General features: G+C 63.9%; 13 protein-coding genes. 6 read left to right on the top strand and 7 right to left on the bottom strand.

The genetic code is table 11. The features are described from left to right. The 4 genes from Har1131_RS13295 to Har1131_RS13280 all read right to left on the bottom strand — a co-directional run bounded on the left by Har1131_RS13295 (position 1) and on the right by Har1131_RS13280 (position 5,070). Complete coding sequence (locus Har1131_RS13295; RefSeq protein WP_151146828.1) at positions 1 to 1,401, bottom strand: PAS domain S-box protein; 1,401 nt, start codon at positions 1,399 to 1,401, stop codon at positions 1 to 3. Positions 1,402 to 1,407: 6 nt separating this feature from the next. Further along, a complete protein-coding gene (locus Har1131_RS13290; protein WP_151146825.1) occupies positions 1,408 to 2,898 on the bottom strand; it encodes an ATPase domain-containing protein in 1,491 nt (496 codons plus the stop codon). 442 nt (positions 2,899 to 3,340) lie between these two features. Then, on the bottom strand, positions 3,341 to 4,621 hold the full coding sequence (locus tag Har1131_RS13285; RefSeq protein ID WP_050037704.1) for a TIGR00300 family protein: 1,281 nt from the start codon (positions 4,619 to 4,621) through the stop codon (positions 3,341 to 3,343). A 62-nt stretch (positions 4,622 to 4,683) separates the two neighbouring features. Continuing rightward, complete coding sequence (locus Har1131_RS13280; RefSeq protein WP_151146822.1) at positions 4,684 to 5,070, bottom strand: hypothetical protein; 387 nt, start codon at positions 5,068 to 5,070, stop codon at positions 4,684 to 4,686. A 161-nt stretch (positions 5,071 to 5,231) separates the two neighbouring features. Between Har1131_RS13280 and Har1131_RS13275 the strand changes: the two genes are divergently transcribed. Beyond that, the gene (locus tag Har1131_RS13275) at positions 5,232 to 6,881 is read left to right on the top strand and encodes a thiamine pyrophosphate-binding protein (protein WP_151146818.1); all 1,650 of its coding nucleotides are present in this window, start codon (positions 5,232 to 5,234) and stop codon (positions 6,879 to 6,881) included. Between the two features lie 34 nt (positions 6,882 to 6,915). Next, positions 6,916 to 7,617 (top strand): SOS response-associated peptidase, encoded by a 702-nt coding sequence (locus tag Har1131_RS13270; RefSeq protein WP_146417484.1) that lies wholly within the window; start codon positions 6,916 to 6,918, stop codon positions 7,615 to 7,617. A gap of 19 nt (positions 7,618 to 7,636) precedes the next feature. On the opposite strand, the gene Har1131_RS22545 is transcribed toward Har1131_RS13270, so the two are convergent. Continuing rightward, on the bottom strand, positions 7,637 to 7,762 hold the full coding sequence (locus Har1131_RS22545) for a hypothetical protein (RefSeq protein WP_008310277.1): 126 nt from the start codon (positions 7,760 to 7,762) through the stop codon (positions 7,637 to 7,639). 119 nt (positions 7,763 to 7,881) lie between these two features. Between Har1131_RS22545 and cysK the strand changes: the two genes are divergently transcribed. After that, entirely contained in the window at positions 7,882 to 8,808 is a 927-nt protein-coding gene (gene cysK / locus Har1131_RS13265; RefSeq protein WP_151146815.1) for a cysteine synthase A, read from the top strand. Between the two features lie 36 nt (positions 8,809 to 8,844). Here cysK and Har1131_RS13260 read toward each other — a convergent pair whose 3' ends face one another. Continuing rightward, positions 8,845 to 9,456 carry a translation initiation factor IF-2 subunit beta gene (locus Har1131_RS13260; protein WP_008310273.1) on the bottom strand — a complete coding sequence of 204 codons (612 nt, stop codon included), beginning with the start codon at positions 9,454 to 9,456 and terminating at the stop codon, positions 8,845 to 8,847. Positions 9,457 to 9,553: 97 nt separating this feature from the next. Between Har1131_RS13260 and Har1131_RS13255 the strand changes: the two genes are divergently transcribed. Continuing rightward, the gene (locus Har1131_RS13255; protein WP_023843165.1) at positions 9,554 to 9,934 is read left to right on the top strand and encodes a hypothetical protein; all 381 of its coding nucleotides are present in this window, start codon (positions 9,554 to 9,556) and stop codon (positions 9,932 to 9,934) included. Between the two features lie 10 nt (positions 9,935 to 9,944). Continuing rightward, on the top strand, positions 9,945 to 10,664 hold the full coding sequence (locus Har1131_RS13250; RefSeq protein WP_151146812.1) for a DICT sensory domain-containing protein: 720 nt from the start codon (positions 9,945 to 9,947) through the stop codon (positions 10,662 to 10,664). 39 nt (positions 10,665 to 10,703) lie between these two features. Here Har1131_RS13250 and Har1131_RS13245 read toward each other — a convergent pair whose 3' ends face one another. Continuing rightward, positions 10,704 to 11,831 (bottom strand): CapA family protein, encoded by a 1,128-nt coding sequence (locus tag Har1131_RS13245; RefSeq protein ID WP_050038280.1) that lies wholly within the window; start codon positions 11,829 to 11,831, stop codon positions 10,704 to 10,706. A 120-nt stretch (positions 11,832 to 11,951) separates the two neighbouring features. On the opposite strand from Har1131_RS13245, the gene Har1131_RS13240 reads away from it, so the two are divergent. After that, on the top strand, positions 11,952 to 12,323 hold the full coding sequence (locus tag Har1131_RS13240) for a hypothetical protein (protein WP_151146809.1): 372 nt from the start codon (positions 11,952 to 11,954) through the stop codon (positions 12,321 to 12,323). Positions 12,324 to 12,350 lie beyond the last annotated feature (27 nt).

Genomic DNA, 12,350 nt, shown 5'->3' with positions numbered 1-12,350 from the left:
TCACCGGACGGGCACAGTCACGGACACACTCGTCCCGTCGGTATCGGCCCGGATGTCGATATCGCCACCGACGTAGCTGACGAGCCAGTACGCGAACCACAGCCCCAGTCCGGACCCGTGTTCGAGCGGCTTCTCTTCCGCCGCCTCGATGACCCGCCGCTCTTGATCCGGGACCCCTGGCCCGTTGTCCACAATCGTCACTGTCGCTGTCGAGTCGTGGCGCTCCGTCCGGACGGTGACCCGCGGTGCCGATGCGTCGGAGTGCTTGATACCGTTCTCGATGAGTTCCTGCAACGCTGGGACTACCTTTGCATCTATCGCGGACGACGAGACGGAGTCGCTCTCGACGACGAACTCGGCGTCGGGGTATGCTGCGGCCAGCCCGTCCGTGATGTCACTGAGGACGTCTTCGAGTTCGCGCTCGACATCGTCGGTAAGCGAGTCCGCGAGCAGTTCCTGTACGTGGTGCGCTTTCTCGCTGATGTCGAGCAGGGACTGCACGTTCGCTTTGATCGTCTCGAGGTGGTCGAGAGCGGCGTCGTCATCCACTAACTCTGACAGAATATCCGCACGTCCACTGATCGTCGTTCCGTTGTTCCGGAGATTGTGCCGGAGAATCCGATGGAACACGGTGAGCTGTTGCTCGCGCAGTCGGCGACCGGTGATTTCGTCCTGCATCCCGACGAACCCCTGGATCGTCCCGTCCGCGTCCTGAATCGGGGCGATGGTCTGGTTGATGATGAACCGCTCGCCGGACTTGCGCTCGTTTACGATCTCGCTCGTCCAGACCTCGCCGCGACAGATCGTGTCCCAGAGCCGTTCGTAGAACTGTTCGCTCTGTTCACCGGACTTGAGTATCCGCGGTGTTCGACCGATTGCCTCTTCGGCGCTGAATCCGGTGAGTTCCTCGAACGCCGGGTTGACGTACTCGATGACGCCGTAGGTGTTCGTTATCAGAATCGCGTGGCCCGCATGCTCGACGGCGTTCCTGAACCGCCGGAGTTCGCTGTTTTGTTCTCTGAGGTCCGCAACGAGGTCCTCGGTGTGGCTGCGCCGGGCGAGGAGGTTCGCGATGGTTCGAAAGAGCGCCTGCGTGTCCAGCGGCGCTGTCATGATATCATCGACGACGAGTGGCTGCTCGGCCGCGTCGATATCGGGCAGGTCAATCCTGACTGGCGTCCCCTCACGACGCACCAGAATCACGGGGCAAAACACCGGATCTGCCCGGTGTTTGTACTGCTCTATCGACTCTCTGTACTTCGGAAACGACGACTCGTCGACGATGTGGAGGTCGACTTCCCGGAACTCGTCGTCCGTGATCGGCGTGTGGTGTTCGGCGACGACGGAGGCGAGTGCCTCCCGGTTGCCGTCGCCGGCCAGCAGTAATTGGACGTCGGCCATCGGTGGTTAGCGAGTGGATGAGCGTCCGCCGCTGTCTCCATGCCGTTCGGGCACGCCCTCGAACACGCCGTGCATCCCCGAGACGGGGTCGCCGACCTGAAGGCCGTCGGCGGTTATCTCGAACCGGCGGGGGACCGCCTCGAACCCGCCGACGCGCTTTTTCAGTGCGCCGACGACTCGCTGGAGTTCGCCCCCGACCTCGATGTAGTTCTCGAAGACGATGTTGTCGGCGAGGTAACTGACGTTCTCGCTCGTGGGTTCGTGAAGCCCCGTCACGTCCCTACGCTGGTCGATCAGGATCACAGCGGTGTTCCCGCGCGTGAGATGCTGTGTCAGGGCGTGGAGCCGCCGACGCAGTTCCACGTCGTCCTGTCCGTGCTTGATCGCGTTCTTGTAGCCCGCGATGCCGTCGATAACCACGAGTTCGGCCCCGCGCTCCGCGGCCTGTGTCTTCACGCGGTTCGCGAACTCCTCGGGCGACATCGCCAGCGACTCGATCTCCTCGACGAGAAGTGTCCCCTCGTCACGCAACTCCGAGAGCGGTATCCCGAACGTCTCACAGCGGTGTGTGAACGTGTCGATGGATTCGTCGAACAGGTAGGCGAGCGCCGGGGACCCGTCTGCCGCTGCGGAGGCCAGGAACTCCGTCGCCGTCGTCGACTTGCCGACGCCCGAGGGGCCGCTGAGAATCGTCACCGTCCCGCGTTCGAGCCCGCCATCGAGAAGTGAGTCCAGTTCTGGAACCCCGGCAGAGAACTGCGCGGGGTCGAACGACCGCGTCCGCTGTTCCGGTTCGAGCGCGGGATACACTTCGACGCCGGACTCCCGGATTTCCATCCCGTGTGAGCCGTCCTGTTGGCCGATGCCGCGATGCTTGCGCAGTCGAATACGCCGACCCGCCTTCTCATCGCCGTAACTGAGCGAGATGATGCCGTCACTGAGCGACCGAAGCTGGCTGTCCATCTGATTGCTCGGCGTCTTGGTCGCCAGCACGGTCGTCTCCCTGTCTTGCAGAAAGCGCGCGAAAGAGATGATACGCTTCCGAAACTGGTACTCGGTCGGTTCGAGATACTGGAAGTGTGTGATCGGGTCAATGAGGACGCGGTCCGGGTCGACCCGCTCGATAGCCTCGCGGATATCCGAAATCAGGTGGCCGTCCTCGACGTCTCGCGGCTTGACCACGTCGTACGATTCGGCCTCCATGAAAAACTCCGAATCGGGGCCGACATCCAGAAACGTCGCGTCGGCGATATCGATGCCGAGTTCGGCAGTGTTCGCCAGTAAATCGGCAGCCGATTCTTCGGCGTGAATGAACAGCACGTCGTCGCCTGCTTCGAGCCCCGCTTCGAGAAACTGCGTGCCAAGCAGTGTTTTGCCGGTCCCGGGCGGTCCGATAACGAGATAGAGCCGCCCTTCCACAAGCCCGCCTCTGAGAAGCGAATCAAGGCCTGAGATCCCGCTGGAAAGCCGCGTGAACTGCCGCAAAGGAGAGGGCATAGAGAGAGTATCGGATGGCGGGTAATAAGCATCTCGCGAGAACGCGGGCGTGACAACCGAGGACACGAAACACCGATTCGCGTCTCCTCGCTCTTTCGACTAACGTGAGCGAAGAAGCGACCACTCGCGCCGCTCGTGGTCGTCCTACTCCTCGTCGAGCAACTGCTCCGCCAGAATCGGGACAAACGTCCGCAATCCACCTTTTTTACCATCGGGTGTGCTCCCTGTGGTCACACACCACTCGATAAAAAACGTGGGCGAAAAAGCGACCACTCGCGCTGCTCGTGGTCGTCTTACTCCTCGTCGAGTAACTGCTCGGCCAGAATCGGGACAAACGTCCGCAATCCACCTTTTTTACCATCGGGTGTGCTCCCTGTGGTCACACACCACTCGATAAAAAACGTGGGCGAAAAAGCGACCACTCGCGCTGCTCGTGGTCGTCTTACTCCTCGTCGAGTAACTGCTCGGCCAGAATCGGGACGAAGGTGCCGATGTCGGTGACCATCCCGACTGCCTGTGCGGAGCCACGGTCGAGGAGCTGTGTCACCGTCGCGGGGTTGATGTCGACGCAGACGACCCGCGTCGTCGAGGGGAGACAGTTCCCGACGGCGACCGAGTGCAGCAGCGTCGAGAGCATCAGCACCATGTCGGCCTCGTGGGCCTGCTCCCGAATGGCGTTCTGGGCCTCGACGGCGTCGGTGATGGTGTCCGGGAGCGGGCCGTCGTCGCGGATAGAGCCCGCGAGAACGAACGGCCGGTCGTTTTCGATGCATTCGTACATCACGCCGGAGCCGATGGTGCCGGACTCGACGGCCTCCTCGATGCCGCCCTCGCGGATGACCTCGCTGATGGCGTAGATGTGGTGCTTGTGGCCGTGGCGGGGATGGTCAAGGCTCTCGGTGTCCATGCCTAGCGAGGTCCCGTAGATGTCGCGCTCGATGTCATGGACGGCGAAGCCGTTGCCGGCCGAGAGCATATCGACGTAGCCCTCCCGGACGAGGCGGGCGAGGTCCTCGCGCGCCCCGGAGTGGATGAGGGCTGGCCCACAGACCGCCATCACTTTGCCACCCTCCTTTTTCGTCTCTTTGATGGCGTTCGCGATCTTGCGGATGGTCGACTCCGAGGGGCGCTCCGAGGAGACGCCGCCCTGCATGAAGCCGAACGCGCCGCCCGAATCGCGGGGCCGCTCCGGCGGCTGGACCTTGATGCCGGTTTCGTCGGTGACGACCATGTCGCCCTCCTCGATAGCGTTCAGGACCTTGGTGTAAGCTCGGGGGTAGTCTCTCGGTTCCTCGTCGTCACCGTTCGACTGTTCCGAGGCGCGGTGCGCTTCGCCGTCTTCGACGACCACGGCGCAGTCCATCTCCATGTCCTCGACTTCGATCCACTCGCCGCTGTGGCGGATGAACGTCGGGTGGTTCGTCGTCGAGTAGAACCCGTGCGGGACGACCTGGTCGTCGGGTGCGGGGACGAGCGTGGCGTCTTTCGGGTCCGAGGGGTTGACGCCGTGCTGGTGGAGTTCGTGAACAATCGACTGCAGTTGGTCTTCGTCGTCAGCCTCGACGAGCATCCGGGCGTAGGACTCCTCGTCTTTGTGACGGCCGATATCGAACTCCTGAACGGAGAAGGAGCCGCCCAGATCCATGATGATGCCGAAACAGGACTGCATCATCCCGGAGTCGATGATGTGGCCCTCTAGTTCGACTTCGCGAGAGACGGTCATGGCCAAGACATGGAGACAGGTGTGTAAGACGGTTTTGGGTCTGCACCACTCCGGCGACCCGGCTACCGCCCGTCAACGTGTCGTTGCACGGCCCACGACTCTCCCTCGCTGGCCTCACGCAGCCGCTCGAAGAACCGCTGTAGCCCGTCGGACTCCGTGGTCGGCAGGACGTGCAGTCGGACCGTCCCGTCGCGGACGGCAACGCGGAACACGTCGGTCGTCTCCTCGTCGCGGACCAGCCACAGCGGCATCGGCAGGTCGTGGAAATCACCGTAGCGGTACGGTCCGGCCTCGAGGATGTCGACGACTGTCTCGGCGAGTTCCGGCATCGACCGCTCCCGATCCGGGATAAGTCGGAACTCCGTCCCGCCCTCGTATTCGACCCCGCTCCCGTGGGGAAAGCGCCGCTGTGGGTGTGCAGGGATGCTGAACGGGGGGTCCGTGGTCATCTGTCACGTAGTTGGGCGCTTTCGGATTTAAATTCGCGGGCCATGCAGGGCTCGATAGTACAACCGCCCCTGCGTCTGTGGCGTCGATCCGACGCGGTCTAGCATGACCGGTGGCGAACTAAAGTCATGAGAGTGAATTGTCTTCGGAGTGAGGAATCAGTATGCGCGTTAGTCTGGCGGTGGTAGACCGTCTCGTCGCGAACGGCATCGATACCGTCTTTGGCATCCCGGGGAAGCAGTCCCTCCCGCTGAACGAGGCCATCGGCAAGCGAGACGACATCCGTTTCGTCGTGGCACGGCACGAAACTGCGGTCTCACATCAGGCCTGGGGCTATGCAGAGACGAGCGGGCAGATAGCGAGCACTGTTGTCGTTCCCGGTCCGGGCGATATGAACGCGATGAACGGCCTGAAAAACGCGCTGAACGACTGCACGCCGCTGGTGCACTTCGCCATCGAAACCGAGCCGGCGCTCCGGGGCGGGGATGCGATTCACGAAACCCCGCCGGACACCTACGACAACGTCGTCAAAGAGAACATACTACTGAAGAACCCCGAGACGACAGCGGCGACGATTGACCGAGCGGTACAGATCGCTAAGACACCTCCGAAGGGGCCAGTCAGAGTCGGACTCCCCAAGAATTACTTGCAGATGGACGTGCCAATCGCTGGTGCAAGCACACCTTCGGCTCCGTCCACCAGCACCGTCCCGGAGCAGGCGGTTGCGGAAGCCGCTGAGCACCTGCTCGCGGCCGAGATGCCAGTTATCATGGCAGGCGGTGGTGTGCGAGCGTCGGGTGGGACGGCGGCGCTCCGAAGCCTCGCCGAGCGACTTGACGCGCCCGTCGTGACGACGTACAAAGGCAAAGGCGTGTTCCCGGAGGATCACGACCTCAGTGCCGGTGTCCTGAGCGGGAGTGCAAGCCCAGAGCTACTGGACTGTCTCGCCGACTCCGACGCCGTACTCGCCGTCGGCTCCGACCTCGACGCACACGGGACACGCGGGTGGTCCGTCGAACTACCTGAGACGCTCGTTCACGTCACGATTGACGCCGACGACCTCGGCACGGGCTATGACCCGACTGTCGGCATCCTCGCAGATGCCGCGGACGCGATGACGGCGGTCGAGAACAAAATCGCGGCGGCTGATACCGCTCCTGCTACGAAGGCGGACGGCACCGAACGCGCACAGGCTGTCCGCGATGCCACTGCGCGTCGTATCGAACCGCTCGTGGATTCGGAACCACCGCTCACCTCCGTCCATGTGCTGCAAACTCTCCGGGACGCAGTCCCTTCGGATGCTATCACGGCCGTCGACGCCGGGGGGTTCCGCGTCTGGGCGCTGAACACGTTCGAGGCGTACGGGCCGCGCAGCTACGTCAACCCCGGGTCGTGGGCGACGATGGGAACCGGACTGCCGTCGGCGATTGGGGCACAGCTAGCCAATCCGGACACGCCCGTCGTCGCGTTGACCGGTGATGGCGGCCTCATGATGTGCGTGCACGAGCTCCACACTGCGGTCGCCGAGGACCTCCCGATCACCGTCGTCGTCCTCAACAACGACGATTACGCGATTATCAGTGAGGAGGCCGGCCGGAGTTACGACCTCGACCACCAGGCGTACGGATGGGACACGACGCCGATTGACTTCGGAACCGTCGCTGCCGGAATGGGGATGGAAGCCGTGCAAGCCGACACGCCGTCCGAAATCCGCACGGCGGTTCGCGAGGCGGTGCAGACGGACGCGCCGACGCTCGTCGAGGTCAGGACCGACCCGACGGAGCCACAGGCGAGCGAGTGGATGAACGAGTAGTGGATTTATCCAGCGGGAACGCCAAAAGTAGGCCATGTGTGGCCGCTACAGTTTGTTCTCTCCTCGCGACGAAATTGAGACGCGGTTCGACGCCGAGTTTTCTTGCGACTACGAGCCGCGATACAACGCCGCTCCGAGCCAAGACCTGCCGGTCATCACTGCCGAGTCGTCCGGCACAATCAAGCGGATGGAGTGGGGGCTGATTCCGTCCTGGGCTGACAACCGCACGGACCACGGGCACATCAATGCCCGCGCCGAGACGCTGGCGGAGAAACGTTCGTTCGCTGAGGCCTACGAGTCCCGGCGCTGTCTCGTCCCGGCTGATGGGTTCTACGAGTGGGTCGAGACGAGCGACGGCAAGCAACCGTATCGCGTGGCGCTGCCGGACGACGACCTGTTTGCGATGGCGGGGCTGTACGAGCGGTGGGAGCCGCCACAGCGCCAGACCGGACTGGGGGAGTTCGGCGCGAGCGGCGGTGATTCCGGCGGGGAAGACGATATCGTCGAGTCGTTCACGATTGTGACGACCGAACCGAACGACGCCGTCGCTGACCTCCATCACCGGATGGCCGTCATCCTCGACCCGGCTGAGGAGTCGACGTGGCTGCGCGGCAGCGCCGACGACGTGTCCACACTGCTTGACCCGTACGACGGCCCGATGCGGACCTATCCGGTTTCGTCAGCGGTCAACAGCCCAGCCAACGACTCGCCGGACCTCATCGAACCAGTCGGGTAGTGACGGCTGGGTAACGGCGCTACTCGCTCGGCGTGTTCTGGCGCTTGAACTGGTGCAACATCTTCCAGAGCGTCTCTTCTTCGACCTGGTTTTCGGCGGCGGATAGCTGGCGGTACAGGCCCTCAGAGACGGTAATCTCGGGCATTACTGGAACGCTCGTGTGGAGGCAACATAAGCTTCTGGAGACTCGGAACCGAGTGAATGTATCCGCCCCACAATATTCTGGGTACGTCGTTACGGGGGCTAATCGCCTTCTCCCGGTGTATGCAGTCGTACGCCCAGCGAGACGACGGTACTGTCGCGTCCAGTGTGACTGAGCTCATCGGCGACACGCCGCTGGTCTGTCTCGACAGCTTCGCGGACAATCTGCTCGGCAAGGTCGAAGCGGCCAATCCTTACTCCGTCAAGGACCGCATCGCGCTGTACATGGTCGAGGCGGCCGCAGAGTCCGGAAACCTACCTGACGACGGAACGGTCGTCGAGGCGACCAGCGGCAACACCGGTATCGGGCTGGCTGCTGTCTGCGCTGCACGGGGGTACGACTGCGTGCTGACGATGCCCGAATCGATGAGCGAGGAGCGCCGGCAGTTGCTGTCGGGGCTCGGCGCGGACCTCGAACTCACGCCGGCCGACGGCGGCATGAGCGGCGCAATCGAGCGCGCGAACGAACTCGCGGATGCGCCGGATACTGTCCGCGCCCGGCAGTTCGAGAACGAGGCGAACCCGCGCGCCCACCGCGAGACGACGGGTCCGGAGATATGGGCCGATACCGACGGCGACGTAGACGCCGTCGTTGCCGGCGTCGGGACCGGCGGCACGATCACCGGCATTTCGGAGTACATCGAGGAGGGGGTCGGCGCGGACCTCACCTCGGTCGCCGTCGAGCCTGAACAGTCCAAACTGCTCTCGGCGGATGACCCGGACAGCCACGACATCCAGGGTATCGGTCCCGGGTTCGTTCCGGACATTCTCCGGCGCGACCTCGTCGACGAGGTGCGGACCGCGAGCAAGGCGGAATCCATGGAGGCGACCCACCGACTCGCCAGCGAGGAGGGGATTATGGTCGGCATCTCATCGGGTGCGGCGCTGCACGCGGCCGCGGAGTACGCCACCGAGAACCCCGACAAGACGGTGGTCGCCGTCCTGCCGGACACCGGCGAACGATACCTCTCGACGGATCTCTGGGAATAAGGGAGAACCGTCGCTACGTCGTGGAGAAAACAGCCTTCAGGCGACCCGGCCGAACGCCAGCGTGCCGCTGATGCTCTCGATGTAGGCCTCGACGACCTGCCCTTCGCGCGCTCCGGAGACGAAGATGGTGTACTTCCCTTTCTCGGCGACACCGTCGCCCTCGCGGCCGGTGCCGGTGATCTTGACCTCGTAGGTCTCGCCCTCTTCGAGCGTGGGTCGGTCCTGCTGCGTGTTCGAACTCGCGCCCTTGGCGACCGGGCGGAACGCACCGCAGGCCTGACAGCGCAGCATGTCGACGCCGTCCTCGTTCTTGAGGACGGTGTCGGGCAGGCCACACTCGGAACAGGTGACGTACTCGGCGACGTACGCGTCGATGGCGGCCTCGAAATCAGCGGTGTCGAACGACCCGTTGTAGCGGGCTTCGCCGCCGTCGAACTGGCCGTTGGTCCCGAACTCGCGCTGGATGGCGCGGTGGAGATGCTGGGCGTCCCGCGAGACTGCGTCGGCGATTGCCTCTAAGTTCGTCAGGCGTGTGAACGCCCCGTCGGTCTGGCCCTCGGGGTCGGGAATCGAGAGCCGTTCGCCGGCTTCCCGGGGTTGGTCTGGTAGTACGTCGTACGCACGCTGTAGGGCGGACTCGTAGTTCATACATCTTAGACGGTGCTGGCACGTAAATGGATTCCGTCACATCTGTGATCTCCTATCGGCCAATGATATTAATACTGAGAGTGGATAATTGATTGACATGGATCAGCACGAACAGCCTGTGGAGACGCCGGGACTCGCGTCCGAGCGACTCGATACGCTATTACGGGCGCTGGCAGCCGAGCCCCGGCGGATGATATACACTTACCTCGCCGAACACGACTCGGCCTCAATCGCGGAACTCACTGACGTGGTCGTGGGCTGGTCCAGCGCGCGTGGTCGAGACACCGACGCCCGCAACTGGGACGATACCCGCACGTCGCTCCACCACCGCCACCTCCCTGTTCTCGATGACGCTGGCGTTATTAGCTACGACGCTGCCCAGCGGACCGCGACGCTGGCATCGCTGTCGCCATCCACGGCCGAGGTTCTGGCGACGATAACCGATCTGGATACCGCCGAGACAGACCACGAGGACTGATCGTGGGCCGATGACAGTTCGTACCCTCCTCCGACGCTTCGAGGACTCGGACGTGGAGATAACTGTGTACGGTCCGCCCGCAACGAAGACTGTGGTAGAGCGTCTGGCAACTCAGGGAATCGACGCCACCTGGCGGAAACTCCCGACTGGACACCAGAACGCGTTTGTCGTCGTCCGCCGCGACGGCGCGTTCGCCGGGACACCGCCACTCACAGCGCTGCAGGCGTTCTTATGTAAGCCGACGACAGAGCCCGACGACAGCAGGGTGCCTGACAGTGACCCGGACCGGCAGCTTCTCCACTCGGCGCTGGCGAACACGCTCCTCGCATCGCTCACGCCGGCACAGTTGCTCGCAACGTCGCACGAGTTCGAGGACAGGGCCTACCGCGTCGGGAAGGGAACGCTTCGAGTGAGCTTCCAGTCGCTGTCGATCTTCCGCTCTCAGCGCGCCCGATACCAGACGCTCGCCAGCGACACGGACCTCGACATCCACGTTTACGGACGAGACGACTGGGAGCCGCCAGCGATTCCCGGAATCTCGTTCCATCCGCTCACAGACACCGTGCTCGAACAGGTGTGGCTGCTGGCGTTCGACGCCGCCGGCGACGACCAGAACAAGTGTGCACTCGTCGCCGAAGAAACCGAGGACGGACCGTTTCGTGGTCTCTGGACGTACAACGCACGGCTGGTCGACGAAATCATGACGACGGTTGTGGCTGTCGACGAGTAGCAACTGACCACGAGTCGGCCCGGAAACACCCAGCGGATGCTATGCCGGACATGACAGCGGGACCCGAAGTCCGAGGCCATTACGCTCGATAGCCGTTCCGAAGGGCCGAGAGCGCTCCCGGAGTGTCTCACGAAGCCACTCAGCCACCGCTTCGTCGGCGCGTCCGACCTGTGTGTACGCGTTCTCGACCGGCGTGAGTTCGAGCGCGGCCAGCCGGCCGTCCTCGATATGGAGTTCGAACAGGAAGCTCCGGTCGTTGCGGTAGCCGTCCTTGACCGCGTAGTCGTCGACGAAATTACCGGTGTCGTACATGATGGGGCGACCGCGGTACACCTCGACCCCCTGGATGACGTGGGCGCTGTGGCCGTGGACCACGTCGGCCCCGTTGTCCACCAGCCAACGGGCGAAGGCCTGCTGTGTCTCGCCCGGTTCGGTCACCCAGTTCGGCCCCCAGTGAGCGGTGACGACGAGCAGGTCGGGGTCGGCGTCGCGGGCCGCCGCCAGCGCGCCTCCGACGCGGCGGCGAGTCAGCGGGTGGTTCGGGTCCAGCGGTGCGTATGCCGTGCCGGGACTGTCGCCGTCGGCGGCGTAGCTGGGTGACTGGTCAGTGACGGCGACGACGGCGATCGAGAGGTCGCCGATCTCGACGAACGCCGGCTCGAATGCTGTCTCGCTATCGACGCCGGCCCCGGCTGAGGCGATGCCAGCGTCGGCGAGGTGAGCCGGCGTGTCCGTGAGTGCCGCCGGTCCGAAATCGAACAGGTGGTTGTTCGCCAGTCCGGCACAGGAGACGCCGGCGCGGTCCAGCGCGGCCACGGCCCATTTCGGGCTCGCTCGGAAGTGGAACGTACGGCCGGGCCGCGGTTCGCCGCGGTCCGAGAGACAGCATTCGAGGTTCGCCACCAGCCCGTCGAGTGACTGGAGTTCGTCGAGCATCGACCCCCAGACGGCCGTCGGTCCGTCGGGGGCATCGCGCCAGCGTTCGTCGACGCTCCGGCCCAGCATCACGTCGCCGACGAACCCGAGGCGTAGTGACGCGTCCGTCGGGACAGACGGCGGACACGACACGTCCGCGTCGTCGTCGGCACCTAGACACCCCGAAACGGCGGTGAGGCTCCCGAGTGCGGGGCCGCCGCTGGCGAGGACGGTTCGGCGGGTCGGTGCCACAGTGAATAGAACATCGGCTGGGACCGCCTTGAATCTCAGTGACGTAAAAACCATCCAGGGTGTGTCGTATTGAGACACACTCCGGACGGTTACTTTTAGTTACCAATCCTCTATCCAGGTATGTCAAGCGACACTGCACGGGACTACGACGGGGACGAAGAGTGTACGACCACGGAGTCGTTCGCCGACCACGGCCTCGACGACGGCAGCGTCCTCATCAGCCGGACGTACAACCGAATCGCGGCGGACGGCGAACCCACGTTCGAACCGCCCTCGGAGTTTTTCGACACGCTGGAGGCGGCGTTCATCTGGGCCTACGTCGGCACGATTGACGAACCTGGCGTCCCGCCTCATGTCGAAGCAGCTATCGAAGACGCTCGGGAGTTCACGCGCCGGGAGTTCGAAGACGACCCTGACGTGGGCCTTCGAACGGACGTGATTCCGACGTTCTACCAGCAGGTCGCCGGCTTCCACTGCGCCTATCGAGATTAAAAGAGCAACCGCAGGCGGACTGTTGGG

Source organism: Haloarcula sp. CBA1131, from assembly GCF_008728975.1.
Taxonomy (GTDB): domain Archaea; phylum Halobacteriota; class Halobacteria; order Halobacteriales; family Haloarculaceae; genus Haloarcula; species Haloarcula hispanica.
This window is presented reverse-complemented; position numbering and strand designations above follow the sequence as displayed.